General features: G+C 68.4%; 14 protein-coding genes. 9 read left to right on the forward strand and 5 right to left on the reverse strand.

The window, feature by feature from the left end; translation table 11 throughout:
- Window positions 1-67: 67 nt before the first annotated feature.
- From glmS to VF632_RS14360, 3 genes are all read left to right on the forward strand, one after another.
- On the forward strand, window positions 68-1,921 hold the full coding sequence (glmS, locus tag VF632_RS14350) for a glutamine--fructose-6-phosphate transaminase (isomerizing) (RefSeq protein ID WP_331023596.1): 1,854 nt from the start codon (window positions 68-70) through the stop codon (window positions 1,919-1,921).
- 308 nt (window positions 1,922-2,229) lie between these two features.
- Window positions 2,230-3,144 carry a LytTR family DNA-binding domain-containing protein gene (locus VF632_RS14355; RefSeq protein WP_331023597.1) on the forward strand — a complete coding sequence of 305 codons (915 nt, stop codon included), beginning with the start codon at window positions 2,230-2,232 and terminating at the stop codon, window positions 3,142-3,144.
- 230 nt (window positions 3,145-3,374) lie between these two features.
- Complete coding sequence (locus VF632_RS14360; RefSeq protein ID WP_331023598.1) at window positions 3,375-5,099, forward strand: serine hydrolase; 1,725 nt, start codon at window positions 3,375-3,377, stop codon at window positions 5,097-5,099.
- 598 nt (window positions 5,100-5,697) lie between these two features.
- On the opposite strand, the gene VF632_RS14365 is transcribed toward VF632_RS14360, so the two are convergent.
- The 4 genes from VF632_RS14365 to VF632_RS14380 are packed head-to-tail and all read right to left on the reverse strand — an operon-like array spanning window position 5,698 to window position 8,616.
- A complete protein-coding gene (locus tag VF632_RS14365; protein WP_331023599.1) occupies window positions 5,698-5,874 on the reverse strand; it encodes a hypothetical protein in 177 nt (58 codons plus the stop codon).
- A 4-nt stretch (window positions 5,875-5,878) separates the two neighbouring features.
- Window positions 5,879-6,190, reverse strand: a complete 312-nt coding sequence (locus VF632_RS14370; protein ID WP_331023600.1) for a hypothetical protein — start codon at window positions 6,188-6,190, stop codon at window positions 5,879-5,881.
- Complete coding sequence (locus VF632_RS14375) at window positions 6,174-7,250, reverse strand: HNH endonuclease (RefSeq protein WP_331023601.1); 1,077 nt, start codon at window positions 7,248-7,250, stop codon at window positions 6,174-6,176. The genes VF632_RS14370 and VF632_RS14375 overlap by 17 nt, the downstream gene beginning before the upstream one ends.
- A gap of 22 nt (window positions 7,251-7,272) precedes the next feature.
- Window positions 7,273-8,616, reverse strand: a complete 1,344-nt coding sequence (locus VF632_RS14380; protein ID WP_331023602.1) for a hypothetical protein — start codon at window positions 8,614-8,616, stop codon at window positions 7,273-7,275.
- 361 nt (window positions 8,617-8,977) lie between these two features.
- Between VF632_RS14380 and VF632_RS14385 the strand changes: the two genes are divergently transcribed.
- Window positions 8,978-9,253, forward strand: coding sequence for a hypothetical protein (locus VF632_RS14385; protein WP_331023603.1), 276 nt, complete (start codon window positions 8,978-8,980; stop codon window positions 9,251-9,253).
- Window positions 9,254-9,270: 17 nt separating this feature from the next.
- Here the strand turns inward: VF632_RS14385 and VF632_RS14390 are convergent, their stop codons facing one another.
- A complete protein-coding gene (locus VF632_RS14390) occupies window positions 9,271-10,476 on the reverse strand; it encodes a hypothetical protein (protein ID WP_331023604.1) in 1,206 nt (401 codons plus the stop codon).
- An 823-nt stretch (window positions 10,477-11,299) separates the two neighbouring features.
- On the opposite strand from VF632_RS14390, the gene VF632_RS14395 reads away from it, so the two are divergent.
- From VF632_RS14395 to VF632_RS14415, 5 genes are all read left to right on the forward strand, one after another.
- Window positions 11,300-13,198, forward strand: a complete 1,899-nt coding sequence (locus tag VF632_RS14395; protein ID WP_414682897.1) for a potassium transporter Kup — start codon at window positions 11,300-11,302, stop codon at window positions 13,196-13,198.
- Window positions 13,199-13,210: 12 nt separating this feature from the next.
- Window positions 13,211-13,906 (forward strand): response regulator, encoded by a 696-nt coding sequence (locus tag VF632_RS14400; RefSeq protein WP_331023606.1) that lies wholly within the window; start codon window positions 13,211-13,213, stop codon window positions 13,904-13,906.
- Between the two features lie 4 nt (window positions 13,907-13,910).
- A complete protein-coding gene (locus tag VF632_RS14405) occupies window positions 13,911-15,476 on the forward strand; it encodes a sensor histidine kinase (protein WP_331023607.1) in 1,566 nt (521 codons plus the stop codon).
- A gap of 97 nt (window positions 15,477-15,573) precedes the next feature.
- A complete protein-coding gene (locus tag VF632_RS14410; protein WP_331023608.1) occupies window positions 15,574-15,795 on the forward strand; it encodes a hypothetical protein in 222 nt (73 codons plus the stop codon).
- Window positions 15,796-16,042: 247 nt separating this feature from the next.
- Window positions 16,043-16,564: a hypothetical protein gene (locus VF632_RS14415; protein ID WP_331023609.1), complete on the forward strand. Its 522-nt coding sequence runs from the start codon at window positions 16,043-16,045 to the stop codon at window positions 16,562-16,564.
- The last annotated feature ends 74 nt before the right edge of the window (window positions 16,565-16,638 follow it).

The following is a 16,638-nucleotide window of genomic DNA, read 5'->3' on the forward strand; positions in this document are numbered from 1 at the left end:
GGCGGTGGCGAATGATCGTCAGGCCGGCGGATCCCGATCCCGAAATCACACACGCGATCGAAGAGCCATGTGCGGAATCGTCGGATACATCGGTGAGCAGCAGGTTACCCCCATGCTCATCCAGGGGCTGAAGCGGCTGGAGTACCGCGGCTACGACTCGGCGGGGATCGTGGTGTCGAACAACGGCCACCTGGAAGTGCGCAAGGAGGCCGGCAAGATCGCCGAGCTGGAGAAGCTGCTGGTGAAGGAGCCCGCCGTGGGCTGGTACGGCATCGGCCACACGCGCTGGGCCACGCACGGCCCGCCCACCACGAAGAACGCCCACCCGCACCTGTCGGAAAAGGGCGACTTCGCGGTGGTGCACAACGGCATCATCGAGAACGCCGGGACGCTGCGGAAGCTGCTGCAGGAGCGCGGGCACGTCTTCAGCTCCGAGACCGACACCGAGGTGCTGGTGCACCTGATCGAGGAGATCTACAACTCCGGCACCGGCCGCGCGGGCGAGTCGCTGGAGCGCGCCGTGGAAATCGCGCTCACCCAGGTGGAGGGCACCTACGGCATCGCCGTGGTGTCGACGCGCGACCCCGGCAAGATCGTCGCGGCCCGGCTGGGAAGCCCCCTGCTGATCGGCGTGGGCGAGAACGGCGAGACGTTCGTGGCCAGCGACGCGGCGGCGGTGATCGCCCACACGCGCGACGTCATCTACCTGGACGACGGCGACATGGCCACCATCACCAAGTCCGGCTACGTGGTCCATCGCCCCAAGCAGGGCCCGGTGGACCGCCCCGTGAACCGCGTGGACTGGGACCTCAGCGAGGTGGAGCGCGGCGGCTACGCGCACTTCATGCTCAAGGAGATCACGGAGCAGCCCACCACCCTGCGCGAAACCATGCGCGGGCGCCTGCTGGAGGAAGAGGGCGCGGTGAAGCTGGGCGGGCTGACGGGGATGGACGACGAGCTTCGCGCGGCGACGCGCGTGGTGATCCTGGGCTGCGGCACCAGCTGGCACAGCGGGGTGATCGGCGAGTACCTGCTGGAAGACATCGCCCGCATTCCCACCGAGGTGGAGTACGCGTCGGAGTTCCGCTACCGCCGCGCCGTGGTGGAGCCGGGCACCATCGCCATCCCCATCTCGCAGTCCGGCGAAACGGCCGACACGCTGTGGGCCATGCGCGAGGCCAAGCAGCAGGGCGCCACCACGCTGGGCATCGTCAACGCGGTGGGCTCCACGATCGCGCGCGAAACCGACGCGGGCGTGTACCTGCACGCGGGGCCGGAGATCGGCGTGGCCTCGACCAAGGCGTTCACCAGCCAGGTGGTGGTGCTGGCCATGATCACCATTCACCTGGGCCGGCTGCGGGGAACGCTCAGCCAGTCGCGGGCGCGCGAGATCGTCCGCGCGCTGCGGCAGCTGCCGGAGCAGGTGGCGGAAATCCTGAAGACCGAGGATGAGATCCGGAAGCTGGCCGAGCAGTACAAGGACAGCCGCAACTTCCTGTACCTGGGGCGCGGCTACAACTTCCCGGCGGCGCTGGAAGGCGCGCTGAAGCTCAAGGAGATCAGCTACATCCACGCCGAGGGCTATCCCGCGGCCGAGATGAAGCACGGGCCCATCGCCCTGATCGACGAGAACATGCCCGTGGTGGTCATCGCGCCCAAGGACGCGGTGTACGACAAGGTGCGCAGCAACATCGACGAGGTAAAGGCGCGCGGCGGCTGCATCATCGCCGTCGTCAGCCAGGACGACACCGAGCTGGAGGAGGTCGTCGACCACGTGATCCGCATCCCCCGCACGCACGACGCGCTGACGCCCATCCTGGCCAGCGTGCCGCTGCAGCTGCTGGCGTACCACATCGCCGTGCTGCGCGGGACGAACGTAGACCAGCCGCGGAACCTGGCGAAGAGCGTTACCGTCGAGTAGCGCCTCGGCAACGAAGAACTGGAACCAAGGGCCGGAACCCGGTGGTACGAAGGGGGCGGGCAGGCAGCGGACACGTGCCTGCCCGCTTACGCGTGTGACCTCCCACATCCGCTGCGCAGGGCTCAACCCGGGCGAAACGCGGTGTCGCCGGAGCGCACCGGGCACTTACGTTCCGCGCGCAGCGCCGGGGCTCGTCAGCTCGCTCCGGGTGCTCCGTCCGCTCGCGATCGTGAAGGCCCAGCCAGCGCCCGTGCCGCCTCGTTCATCCCGCCCGTCCCGGGCTCCACCTGGACCTCCCTGCACCTCTCATGCAAGCATCGACCGAGGGCCAGCGCGCCTCCATTTCCTTCGCCGGGTGGCGCCCGTTCGTACTGGTGCTGGGCGGATGGAGTACCGTGGGCGTGCTTTACCTGGTGCAACAGGCGCTCGCGACGGGGCTGAGCGGGCCCATGGTGTTCCGGCGGCTCCTGGGGCCCTACACCGCCGCCGTCCTGACCCCGGCGGTGGTGTACCTGGCGCGCCGGTTTCCACTGGGAACCGGCCGCACCGGCCGAAACCTGGCGATTCACGCAGCGGCCGGTGCCTCGATCAGCGTGGGCGCGCTCAGCATCATCTACCTGCTCGACGTGGCGGTGGGAGCCCTGGAACCGATTCCTCTCTCGCGGTGGCTGGCATCCACGTTTCACGAGGGACTCACGAACTACGTCGTAATCGTGGGCGCGGCACACCTGCTGGACGCCCGCCGGCTTTCCAGCGCGCACGCGGCGCGCGCTCACCAGGCGGAGTCGCTTCGCGAGGAGTGGGCTGCGCGGCTGCGGGCACGGTTCAGGGCGGCGCTGCGACGCGCCCGGAAGCGCCAGGCCAGGGCACTGGCGGCGCGGCCGTCGCCTGCCGGGCACCTGATGCTGAAGCTTGCGGACCGCGCCATCTTCGTGTCACCCGCCGAGGTACGCTGGATCCAGGCCGACGGCCATTACGTCCTCGTCCATACCACCGGGGGGCAGACGCACATGGTCCGTGAGACCCTGCGGGGCATGGAGGGGCGGCTGGGTCCCGCCGGGTTCGTTCGCATACACAGGTCTACGCTGGTGAACCTGGAGCAGGTGCGGGAACTGCGCCCCTGGTTCGCCGGCGACTCGCTCGTGCTGCTGCGCGACGGTACGGAGCTGCGAATGAGCAGGCGGTATGGAGAACGGCTGCACCGGGTGCTCGGCAGCGCCTGAAAGCCGCCGCTTGCGCCAGGCTCCAGGCCGCTCGCGCCGTTGCGGCCGCCGGTAGCGCCGCAGGCGTTGTTCGTCCGCGGTGCACACCGCGAAGTTTAGGGGCAGGGCCTTCGAAAATTTTCGGGGTCCCGTCCCGTCAACGACGCGCACCGGTACCAGAGATGCTCCGCTCTCCAGATTCCCGATCCCGTTCGATCGCCATCCTCGGGGCGGGTGCGCTCGCCGGTCTGATGGCATCCGCCGCCTGCGCCCCCGGAGCGGCCACTCGGCCCCGCTTCGCGCCCTCCTCCCCCACCGCGCTCGAGGCGGCTCTCGACTCGGTGATCATCGACGAGATGTCGCGATCGCACATCCCCGGCGCGGTCGTCGTCGTGGTGCGCGGCGGCGAGGTGTATCTCAGCAAGGGCTACGGGTACGCCGACCTGCGGGACAGCGTTCCCGTGGATCCTGAGCAAACGATTTTCCGCATCGGGTCCATCTCGAAGGTGTTCACGGCGACCGCGCTGGTGCAGCTGGCCGACCGCGGACGCCTTCGCCTGGACGAGGACGTGAACGCCTACCTGCCCGGATGGAAGGTCCCGGCGCCGCACGGCCGCCCCGTGACCTCCGAGCACCTGCTCGGCCATACGGCCGGCTTCGACGAGATCAACCCAGGCCGCAAGGCAGCCCGCCCCCAGGACGTTCTTCCCCTCTCGCAGTTCCTGCGAGAACGACTGGTGCCGCGTTTTGCGCCAGGCGAGCACATCAGCTACTCCACCTACGGCATCGCCCTGGCGGGGCACCTGGTCGAGCAGGTATCCGGCGACAGGCTGTCCGCCTACATGGAGCGGGAGATATTCACGCCGCTCGAGATGCACAGGAGCAGCGTAGGCCTGGTGCCGGAAGCGCTACGCGCGGACGCGGCCGTGGGATACGCCTACGGCCCCGGCGGGTACGCCCCTGAAGAGTGGGAGCACTTTCACACGTATCCTGCCTCGGACGTGAACGCTACCGCGGCCGACATGGCGAAGTTCATGATCGCCCACCTCCAGGGCGGGCGGTATGGCCGCGGACGCATCCTCTCGGAGTCGGCCGCGGCCCGGATGCACCGCACCCACGCCCGCAACCATCCGCGGCTGCTCGGAACCGCGTACGGCTTCTTCGAGGGGCGCCTGAACGGGCACCCGGCCATCTGGCATTCCGGCAGCATGAACGGCTATGCCGCCAGCATGTGGCTGTGGCCGGAGCAGGGCACGGGCGTGTTCATCGCGGCAAACCGCGAGGTCGCCAGCCTGGAGCAGCGAGTGGTGCGCCGGGTCGCCGCGCGGATGCTGCCGCGGGTGGACGGGCTGGAGACGGAGGACACCCCCTGGACCCGGCCGCGGGTGCGCGACGACATGGGCCGGTTCGCCGGCCGCTACCGCTGGGACGCATGGTGCCATAGCTGCACCGGTGAACGGGGCTACGTCCCACGGACGCTGGAGGTCACGGTTTCCGACGACAGCACGATCGCGTTCTGGGGGGGTGAGTGGGGGCAGGTGGAACCGCTGCTGTTCCGGCTGATGAACGGGCAACTGGACTACGGTGAGATGTACGTGGCCTTCCGCGCCGATTCCGCCGGGCGGATCGTGGCGATGGATAACGGCCCCTTTCGGCACGAGCGAGTGGAGGACGCGGGCGTCGCCGCCCGCCCGAGCGGGGACGTGCAGGTGGACGAGCGGGTCCTCGCCGCCTACACAGGGAGGTACAGGCTGCCCGACGGACTCGTGGTCACCGTCACTCGGGAGGGAGGCACGCTCTTCGGTGAAGCCCCCGGGTTGAGCCGGCTGGTGCTGCGGGCGCGGACGCCCACTGTGTTCACGGCCACGGAACTGGATGCGGAACTGATCTTTTCCGCGAACGCCGGCCAGCACGCATCGCAGTTTCTGCTTCGGCGGCCCGGGCAGCCGGACGTCGTGGCACACCGCATCGAATGACCAGCCCATCCTGGCCAGCGTGCCGCTGCAGCTGCTGGCGTACCCCATCGCCGTGCTGCGCGGCACCAACGTGGACCAGCCGCGGAACCTGGCGAAGAGCGTCACCGTGGAGTAGGGGACGCACGGGGAAGCCGACCGCGATTGTTAAAGTCGGCTACTCCGAAATAGACTCGGCTACCGCGAAATAAAGTCGGCTACTCGGAAATAAACTCGGCTACTCGCGAAGACGCCGCCGCTCGGAAGAGTGGCGGCGTCTCGCACTTGTGGGGGCTAAATGCCTGGTGCGGCACTCAGGGGTGTTCTCGCCCCCGGGACGCGCGAGCCCCCCTCGCAGCTTGTACCACGCCGGCGGGCCGTGCCGCTGGCGCCACTCCCAGGCTGATCCCGGTGAGAAACCTCTGCAGGTCAGCGGCGCTTACGCCCTGAGTCTTCAGCGACGGTGGTTCCGGTGCGTGTTCATTTCTGCGTAGACCGTTGCATGGACGCATCGAATTCCCGGGCCGAAGCTGGGCGGGGGTGTTCTGTACATGTGTGTAGAAGAGGAGGGCGGTCTCATGGAATCAGCGCGGACTCGCCCGGTTCTGCGCTGTCCGTGAAATCAACTGGCGGTTGAGGTGCGGGGCTCCCGTGCCGCACTGCGCTCCTCCTCCTGTTCCCGCAACCCCTTGGTCGCCTCGGCGAACACGCCGAAGTCTGCGTCCGGCAGGGCGGCAAGTTCAGCGATGGCGGCTGCGCGTTCAGGACCGCGCAGCCGCCCGTCCAGAAGGGCGGCCAAGCGGTCAGCGTCCACGCGTGGCTTCTCTTTCACATGGTTCGGGGATCTGGTGGGGGACGGCCGCGAGGGTGCGCGCGGCGGACGCCAAGCGTTCGCGCAGCGGGGTTTCAGGCGGGAGCGCGTGACGGGCGTGCGCGAACACGGAACCGACGCGGTTCTCGGCGTCCATCGGCTGCAGACCCGCGTCTTCCATGACCTTTCGCACATCCTCGCGGTACCGGGCGTAGATCGCCATGAACGTTTCCCCCTCGTCCCCCTCGCTGAGCCACCGGTGCAGCAGATGGGTGTCGGATACATCGTCACGCGGCGCGATCATCGGTGTGTTCATGATGCCCCGGCCATTGATCAGAAATGATGAAAACGGAACCCGCCCGTCTGAGTACCTTCTGTATCCTTGGATCGGCCAGCATCCGGGCTACGAACCACTCCTCGTACTCTCCGTGGCCTGCGGTCCGTCTCGCGTACGCGGCCCAGGTCTCATTCGGCAGCGCCGCGCACCGGACCAGGACGCGCACCGGCGTCGAGATCACCTGCAGCCCGGTGTGGCCGATCCTGGCCTCGACCTCGCGCCAGAGTTCAGGAGCGCGATCTGAAGCGGGCGAAACGCGGACGATTGCCCTGATCTGCCGTTCCAGTTCCTGCTCCCCTAGATCAGCCGGCAGCGGTGGGAGCGGCTTGCGGGGGCGCGGGTGTGTCCCGGCGTGCCGACGTCCGCGCTGGCGGGCGCAGACCGCGCACAGCCGTGTCGTTACAGTCATAGTGCCCCCGCCTGCTGCCGCCGTCCCGTGGGTGACCCACCGTGTGTTTTCGACCGTGAACTCGTGGCCGTTCCTGCAGTGTGTCAGGCGCTCGCGCCCCGTGCGCCAGGTGTTGCGCTCGGCGTCCCAGTTCGGGTGAAGGCGAATTGCCTCCTTCCGGGGAAGCGCCACGAGGTGCGACGGGTTGATGCACAGTTTGTTGCGGCAGGTCTGCGCAACGTAGGCCCTGGCCGGGATCGGACCGCACCACAGGACGAACGCGGCCCTGTGCGCGTGCTGCTGCCCCTTGACTCGCGTGAAGACGGGAGCGCCGGCGGGCGTCTTCGGCCCCGTCCATTCCCAGCACCCGCACGTGGTCAGCTTCGCCCGGCTGAGCAGTGCCTGGGCAGCCGAGGGTTTCGGAGCGGGCGGAGCGGCCGGTGCATGCCTGCTCCGTCGTTCGCGCCGCAGGACCTTCGTGCCAGCCACCTCCTCGTATTTCTCCATGATCTGCCGGACCCGCTCGCCACTGATCCCGAACTGCGCCCCAACGGTGACAAACGTGGTCGTCTCGGGACCATCGCTGTACGCTGCGACGATCCGGACGGCGCGCTCCAGGTCGAAAACCGCCGAAGCCACGGCCCGAGATCATCCGCCTTGGCTACGCGGCGCGCCCGGGACGCGGCCGAGCGAGGAACGTTTCGACCTCGTCCTTCAGGCCGTGGTCGCGGACGTGGGCCGCCAGGGAGAACGCCCGGCGGGCGGCATGGATCGCACGGGTTTCTTCCCCCAGTTCCATCCCAACCTGCGCCAGGCTCAGCAGGTGCCTCGCGGCTGCCGGCGATTCTCCCAGGCGCTCGATCGTGCTGAGGGCATCGTACCAGCCCTTCTGGAACCGCTCCTCGTCTTTTGCACGGCCAGCCGCTTCGACCAGGAGCAGCAGGGTCTCGATGCGTTCCGGCGTGGTGCGGCGACTCGGGAGCACGGCCTCCAGCATCTGGATCGCCGCGACGACATTCTCGCTGTGCCGCAGCATGAGGCTCGCATACGCGTGGCGGAGCGAGGGATTCCGCGAGTGGTGCTTGCCCAGGAGGCGCAGGGCCTTCTTCGCGTAGCGGTCGGCGATGCCGAAGTGGCCAGCCGCGAACGCGAGGAGAAACAGTTCGTGGTACGCCTCGCCACCAGTCGTTCGCATTCCATGCCGGCGAGCCGTGCGGGCCGCAGTGATGAAACACTGCCGCGCCCGAGCGGCGTGATCCGCCCCCGAGTGGATTTCAGGTGAGATGCGGGGATCGAGGTGCCTGTTCACCTCCTCGATTGAGGCCTGTGCAGGATCGATTTCGATGGTCAGGGAAGTCGGCGGGCGTAGCGCCGCGCGGGCAGCACAGACACGCCCGAGTTCTACCCACGCATCGGCATACGACGCGTAGTCCCTGGCGCGGCGGCCAAGCCCGACCACGCGTCGGAACCATGCCTCCGCGGCGATGAAAAGCCTTCCTGAGGCGGCGTACTGCCCGACTCGCAACGCGATGGCCGCGTCGTTCGGCTCAAGGCCCGCGGCCGCCAGCGCCATCGCGAAGGCCGTGTATCGCTTCCCAGCAGCAGCGGCCCACTCCGCGACTCGGCTGCAGCAGTAGACGATTTCGGCGGGTTTCGACGGGGGAGACTCCCGCAGCGCCGCGGTAAGAAGCTCAATGGCGACGCGAACCTCGCCAACCAGGTTGCTGCCGCGGATCAGCGCCTCTCGTCGCTCGAGAGAGCCAGGCGCGAAGAGCTGTGTGCGGTGTTCCGGTTCCGAATCCCCCCACAAGACGACGTCGCGGTAGCTCTGCCAGAGGAGCACGCCCAGGTCGCCGGGCGACTCCTCCAGGATCGGCGTGCCCTCCATCGCTGGCTCCGGCACGGCGGGATCGCGCTTCGGCGCGAGGGAGACATGCCAGCGCCGCGACGTGGTGCTACGCCTCTGGCGCGGACGGTGACCGTGGCGGATCGGCGGCTTGGACATGCTCCCGGATGCAGGGGTGATTCACGCCGTGACTGCATCTGAGAGTGCCGGACGGCGGGCTGCCGCTGCACGAGACGCCCCTGACCAAGCGCGTCCGGCCGCACATCCCGTTCATCGACCGTCGATCGGCCAGTCCCGCTGCCTACCAGGGCAGGGCCAGACCTGCCCGCGACCACTCAGACGCAACGCGACATAATCAAAGCCAATCACGCCCTAAGCGCCAAACCTCGAACCGCCGCCGGGTCGGGGTGGAAGCGCCCAAAGTAGACCCCAAGCTGCTGGCGGAAATGGAGTGTCCCGCCTATCGTTGACCCGCGTCCTCCTGACGCGGCATCCCTACTGTTTTCCCGGAGTTCCTACCATGCAGACCGCCATTCGCCGCACCCTCGCCGCCACCGTGATCGCCGTTTCCGCTGCCGCTGCTGTCGGCTGCAAGGGTGAGCATCCCACACAGGCGACCGTGCGGCCAGCGTCGGAGAGCTTCAATGGCGGCGCCACCTTCGGCTCCGGCAACCGCACCACGGACGACACCACCACGACGACGACCGCCGAGACCACGAGTGTGGTGGAAAACACGACGGCCGCCGATACGGGATCGGCGGCCAGGGGCGGAGCCACGTTCGGCTCCGGCAACTGAGGATTGTGAGGGCGGTCCTACGCCGCCCAATTACTGCCCCACGGCCCGGGCCAGTCGCCGCGCCGTGGGGACCAGCCCGAGACCCGCCCCGCCAGTTCGTTCAGGAAGGCCTGGAGTTCCCTGCTTCCCCTCGTCTTGAGCGGGGCGGCCTTCCTGGTTCGAATGAGCTTGAGCAGGATGCGGGTCAGGCGCTCGATCTCGCGGTCGTTCTGGTCGAGGGCGACGGACAGCGCGGTCTCGGCTTCCCGCTCAGCGACTTCCCAGTTTCCGGCCAGCCGCTGGGCGTCAGCCAGGTGCCATCGGGTGACCGGCTCCATCCCGCGGTGATTGTCCAGCAGCTTCACGGCGCGGCGCCGGAGTACCGCTGACTCTTCCGGCTCGCCGGCACCAGAGAATGCGCGTGCGCCAAGCGCGAGGATGGTCGCTCGCGCACTCGGCTGCTGGACAGCGCGCAGCACTAGCCGCACCAGCCTTGCGGCGGAAAGAAAGTGGCGTCCAAGCACCAGCATCAGCGCAACGTCGGCCGCGAAGAACGGGATCCTGTGGTGGCTCTTGGGATACCAGGCGAGCGCTTTCTGCGCGCGCTCCGCGGCTTCAGCCAGGTGGCCCCGCACGATCAGCATGGCGCAGAGGTCGTGCTGCGCCTCCGCCGCCAGCGACGGCGGGCCTTCCCGCCAGGCCAGGTTCGCACCGGCGTTCAGGTGATGGCGTGCGCCGTTCACCCGGCCCATCTCCTTGCACAACGTGCCGTAGCCCAGGTGTCCCCGGATCAGCTCGACCGTCATGCCCTGGTCCCGCGCGAAGCCCAGGCCCCGCTTGAACCACAGCTCGGATCGGTCGTACAGGTTCGCGTTGCGCGTCACGCGCCCGGCCAGATTTGCGAGCTTGGGGTTGGCTGGGTCCACCATTGCGGCAATCTCTGCCCATTCGATCGCGGCCTGGGCATGATCGTGCTCCTGTGCCCACTCGACCACCCTTTCGCAGGCCGTACCGACATCGGCACCGCTGATCCCCAGCGGGTCACGCCGCAGGGCCGCGAACGTGTCCAGCGGACCGATCAGCTCGGGCGCGTACGCGCGAGCCTCTTTTTGCTTTGCAAGCGCTTCCCTGGAAGGGGCGCTGAACAGCCGGGCCCGCACCGGCGGGGGCGACTCCGCCCAGTCCCGCAGGTGCCGAACCTCCTGCCAAAGCACAAGGCCGACGGCATTGGGCAGCTCGGCCAAGATGTCGCCCTCCCGGTGCCGAGGCAGGGGCGGAACCGGGATGATGCGTTCTTCGCCCATCGGGGTGTGGGACTTTGGAGTAGTGCGCAAGCCGACGACGGGGCCAGTATACGACACAATACGGATCTGACGGAGTTGACGCCAGCGGATGACGTTCCCAGTGATCGCGCCCGGGCTCGTAGGATAGCAGCCTGCGACCGATCCCCCCGGCCTCGGGCTGTGGGTCAAGGATCACCTTCGCCTCGCAACCGGTCCGTTTGGTTGGGCATTTGCCTGCCACGTCATATTCTCTCGTTGAGCCTGGTAGCGCGAAATAGCAACAGGAGGCAAAGGGTGGGACTAACGTTGTTCTGTGACGAGGCCGGTCATACCGGGATCGACCTTACAGGAAGGGACCAGCCGTTTTTCATCGCTGCCGGCTATCTCGTTTGAGGGACTGAATGGTTGGTACGCACCTACAGGCGACGAGACGGCATCAGGTAAAGCCAGCATCAACCTGCCGCTCGGGCGTTTCTGAGACTACGGTGGGTAGTGGGTTCCGTGGCAGCATACGGTTGGCGGCGTAGGTGCCTACCGCCGTCGGCTCACGCCCCCGGTCTGCCCACGCATAAAGAAGCCACAAAGACTTTGCACGAAGATGTAGGAATTCCGCCGTAGTTGCATGCCCAGTGCGTCAGAACCCGTTGACGCCGCCGCGGACCCCGAACGAGGTTCTTACCGCGCAAGCCGGCTGAGGCGTGCGACTTCCCTCCACGTCGGGGAGGTCATCCTGTTTGGCCTTTTTCACGGTGGTAGTGGATTTCCGCACTCCGCCAGGAAAGCGATCGTGTCGGACCATACAAATACGGATGGTGAGCCACGCGGGCGGTACCTCGCGCTCCTCTCCCTCACCGCGCTCGGCGTGGTCTACGGCGACATCGGGACCAGCCCCCTTTACGCCGTCCGCGAGTCGTTCCACCACACGCACGGGATCCACCCTACGCCGCAGAACGTCCTTGGCGTGCTGTCGCTGATCGTGTGGGCTCTGGTGCTGGTGATCTCCTTCAAATACGCCGTGTTCGTGCTTCGCGCGGACAATCGCGGGGAGGGTGGCATCCTGGCGCTCACCTCGCTGGTGACTCCCGTATCGGCGGCGCGCAGGAGCCCGCGCTGGGTCCTGATCATGCTTGGCCTTTTCGGGACCGCTCTCCTCTACGGTGACGGGATGATCACTCCCGTGATCTCCGTCCTTTCGGCGGTGGAAGGGCTGGAGGTGGCGACGCCCGTCTTCAAGCCGTACATCGTCCCAATTACCATCGCCATCCTGGTCTCCATCTTCCTGATCCAGCGCCACGGGACGGAGCGCGTGGGAAAGCTGTTCGGCCCGGTCACACTGCTTTGGTTCGTCCTGATCGCGGTCCTGGGGGTGATGCACATCGTGCGTGCTCCGGGCGTGTTCGCGGCCGTGAACCCGCTGTACGGCGCGCGCTTCTTCATCCAGAACGGCTACAGCGGGTTCCTGGTGCTGGGCTCGGTCTTCCTGGTGGTGACGGGCGGCGAGGCGCTGTACGCCGACATGGGGCACTTCGGCAGAAAGCCGATCCGGCTGGCGTGGTACTACATCGCGCTTCCCGCTCTGCTGCTGAACTACTTTGGCCAGGGCGCGCTGCTGATCCGCGACCCGGCCGCGGTGGAGAACCCGTTCTACCACATGGTCCCGGAGTGGGCCCTGTATCCCGTGGTCGTGATCGCCACGATGGCGGCGGTGATCGCGTCACAGGCGCTCATCACCGGCGCGTATTCGCTCACGATGCAGGCGGTGCAGCTGGGCTACATGCCAAGGGTGGAGATCCGCCACACCTCGGGGCGCGAGCGCGGGCAGATCTACATCCCGAGCGTCAACTGGCTGCTGATGATCTCCTGCATCGGACTGACGCTCGGCTTTCAGCGCTCCAGCAACGTGGCCGCGGCGTACGGGGTGGCGGTGACGACCACCATGGTCGTGACGACGCTGCTGCTCTTCACCGTGGAGCGCGAGCGCTGGCGGTGGCCGCTATGGGCCACGCTGCTGTTCACGGGCTTCTTCCTCACCATCGACCTGGCGTTCTGGGGCGCGAACATCGTCAAGATCCCGCATGGCGGGTGGGTTCCGCTGGTGGTGGGTGCCATCATCTTCGCCCTGATGTCGACGTGGAAGACGGGGCGCGGGATCTTGGCCGAGCGCCTGCAGCGGGGCACATTGCCGATTGATCTCTTTTTGAAGGACGCGGGCGGGCGCACGGCGCAGCGGGTCCCGGGGACGGCGGTATTCATGTACGGCAACCGCGGCGGCACCCCCCCGGCGCTGCTGCACTCGCTGAAGCACTACAAGGTGCTGCACGAGACGGTCGTCCTGCTGAGCGTGGAGACGCAGGAGGTGCCGCACGTGCCCGAGGCGGAGCGCGTGACGGTGGAGGAGCTGGGACACGGGTTCTACCGCATCGTGCTGGCGTACGGCTTCATGGAGGATCCATGCGTGCCGGACGCGCTGGCCACCGTGCAGGCGGATGGGCTCGACCTGCGTCCCGGACAAACATCGTATTTCCTGGGCCGGGAGACGCTGATCCCGTCGACGAACCCGGGAATGGCACCCTGGCGGGAGCACCTGTTCGCGGTGATGAGCCGGAATGCACGCACGGCCACGTCGTTCTTCGGCCTGCCACCCAACCGCGTGGTGGAGCTGGGTGCGCAGATCGAGCTCTAGGGCGAGTCACCGATGAGTGATTCCACGATCCTGGTCATCGACGACGAGCCGCAGATTCGCCGGGTGGTCCGGCGCGCGCTGGAGGACGACACCGTCCGCGTAATCGAGGCGGCGACGGGGAAGGAGGGGCTGGACCAGGCGGCCTCCGAGCGCCCGGACCTGGTGGTGCTCGACCTCGGTCTGCCCGATGTGCCCGGGATCAGCATATGCACCGAACTCCGGCGGTGGACGTCGGCACCCATCGTCGTGCTCTCCGCGCGCCACTCGGAGGCGGAGAAGGTGCGGATGCTGGATGCGGGCGCGGACGACTACATCACGAAGCCGTTCGGTACGGCAGAGCTGCAGGCACGGGTGCGCGCGCAGCTGCGGCGTGCGCGAAGCGTGCCTCGTCCCGGCGGCGCCGGGGCGGTCGAGGCGGATGGGCTTACGATCGACCTGGGCCGCCGGGTGCTCTCGCGAGCCGGGGAAGAGATCCACCTCACCCCCACGGAGTGGGACCTCCTGCGGGCCTTCATCGCCCACGCGGGCGGAACGATGACGCACGACCAGCTCTTTCGCGCCGTGTGGGGTCGCTCCGGTGGCGACGCGCAGGCGTATCTGAGGGTGCACGTGGCTAACCTGCGGCGCAAGGTGGAGCAGGACCCCATCCGCCCGCGGCTGATCATCACGGAGCCGGGGGTGGGCTACCGCTTCCGGGCGCTGGACTGACCGCGTGCCTAGATCGCGCGAGGATGTCCGCGAGGCGCTGGCGTGGGCGCCCTGGATCGCCGCCCTGGGCGCGCTCACGGCAGGGCTGGTGGCCGTGCGTCCATCTCTCGACAAGGCGCACGTGGCCCTGGCGTACCTGCTGCTGGTGCTCGCGGCCAGCGCCCGGGGCAGCCGCGCCCGCGGGCTGGCGCTCGCTCTTCTCTCGTTCCTCTGCTTCAACTTCTTCTTCCTTCTCCCATACGGCACCTTCGTCATCCACAGGGCGCTGGACTGGCTGGTGCTGTTCAGCTACCTCGCCGTGACCACGGTGGCGACCCAGCTCCTGTATCGCGCACGCCGCGAAGCCGAAGAGGCTGGGCGCCGTGCCGCGGAGATCGACCGTCTCGCCACGCTCGGGGCCGAGACGCTGAACGCCGGCCGGGCGGACCAGGCGCTGCACGCGATCGCGGAAGTGATCCGGTCTACGTTGGGGATGGGAGCCTGCGAGATCTGGCTGCGGGACGATTCCGGCGGCGTCCGTCCAGGCGCCCGCGCAGGCGGCGAAGCCGAAGCAGGCCCGGATGCCCCTGGCAAGGGCGCGACGGCCGCGGCGCTGGCGGACGACCGCGTCGTTCCGGTTGTGGAGCGGCTGGATGGAACCGTTCGGATGCTGCCGGACGGTGGCGACCTGGTGCCGGCGGTGGATGACGCGCGCGGCCTCTCCCTCCCGCTTCGCGTTCGTGGCCGCACCGTCGGCGTGCTCCGTGTGACGCGCGAAGGCGGGATCACCCTGGACGCGGCGCAGCGGCGGTTCTTCGCGGCCCTGTCGTACTACGCCGCGCTGGGCGCCGAGCGGGTGCGGCTGATCGCCGACGCCGAGCGGGCGGAGGCGCTGCGCGAGGCGGACCGGCTGAAGGACGCGCTGCTCGCGTCGGTGTCGCACGACCTGCGCACGCCGCTCACGACGATCAAGGCGCTCGCCCACGAGATGCGCGGCACCGGGGACGAGCGCGCGGTGATGATCGAGGAAGAGGCGGACAGGTTGAACCGCTTTGTGGCGGACCTGCTGGACCTGTCGCGGCTGAACGCGGGGGAGCTGCGGGTCGACGCCCAGGTGGTCGCGGCGGAGGATCTCGTCGGCGCGGCGCTCCAACGCGTCGCCGGTCCCCTCCACGACCGCGAGGTGCGGGCGAGCGTAGAGCCGGGTGATCCACTGCTGCTGGGACGCTTCGACTTCGTCCACTCGCTGCGCGTCCTGGTGAACCTGCTGGAGAACGCGCACAAGTACGCTCCGCCGGGCACACCCATCGACTTTGTCGCGACGCGAGAGGGGGATCGTCTCGCTTTCGAGATCGCGGACCGCGGACCGGGGATCCCGCCTTCCGAGGTGGAGCATGTGTTCGCGCCGTTCTACCGCGCTCGCGGGGCCGTGCCCGACGCCGATAGAGCGGGACTGGGCCTGTCCATCGCACGGCGGCTGGCGGAGGTGCAGGGTGGTTCGCTCCTGCACGAGACCCGCGCCGGCGGCGGAAGCGTCTTCATCTTTACGGTACCCACGGCGACCCTTCCGGATGAGGCGGCGGGCCGATGAGGCAGGCCTGCGGTGCGGGCTGCGGCTGATGTCGTTGTTTCTGGGATGCGACGAACCAGATTGCACCGTGCAAACTTACGATGAGGGAGCGTGCACGATGGCCAGCAGGGTACATGAACAGTTCCACGGGCGGTTCGTGCGGCGCGTGATCCCCTTGGTGGTGGTGCTGAGCGGGTGCGGCGGCGACCCGCCACCGGATCTCGGCCGCGAGAAATACATGGCCGACAAGCAGCACTGCGAGTCCATTTCCGACGCCGAACCGGCCCAGAAAGCCTGCATGACGTACCGGGGCTGGCCCGACGGAGAGTACCGCCGTTAGGCGTCCTTGCGGTTGGAAACGTCCCGGTCAACGTTGCGGTTCTCAGTGACCGAACAGTGGATGTCGTCCTGTCGACCACCGCCCGGTGCTCCCCGCGCCGGGCGGTGGTCTTTGTGAGATCTGAACGCAAAGGCGCCCTGCCTTTGTGCGGCCTTTACGGCTTGTTGCCTACCTTCGACGCGTAACGTTCCGAACCCCTCGCGGCGAGCCCGCGATGATCGGGATCGGGCATTCCAGGCGTCGACCCATGGTGAACGCGCGACTTTCCCGAACCGCCCACGTGGTCCTGCACGCGGTGCTGCCGGCGCTCCTGCTCCTCGCCGGCGCGGCGTGCGAACGTGGGGCCGATACGACACGTGCCGCGCATCCGGAGCGGCTGCACGGCGAGTGGACGGTGGAGTTCCACCTGGAGCACCGCGCAACGCTCACTCGCGACACCATCGGCCCGCCGCCCGTGAACGGAAGTGTGGTGCTGCTCGAGGATTCACGGCACCGCCGCATCGAGGGCTTGTCCGGCCCCGCCACGCACTACGGCGTCTACTCCGCCGATCTGCGGTCGCTGGACCTGCCCGCGACCGCGCAGGTGCCCACGCTGATGGCGCGGCTGGCCCGCGGTGACTCCGTGGAGTTCGCCTTCGATCCGGGGCAGGGGCACCCGTTCGCGGGACGGGGTGTGCTCGCGGGCGATTCGCTGACGGGGCAGTGGTGGACGCGTGGAGGCCGGACGACGGGGCGCAGCTCCGGGCGGTTCACCATGCGCCGCCCATAACGGACGCACATCACGCCGGGCGCGGCGCGGCGCGAGGGCGCCGCCGGATCGTCCGGCATCAACCCGACAGGATC

It is taken from the genome of Longimicrobium sp. (genome assembly GCF_036388275.1).
Classification (GTDB): Bacteria; Gemmatimonadota; Gemmatimonadetes; order Longimicrobiales; family Longimicrobiaceae; genus Longimicrobium.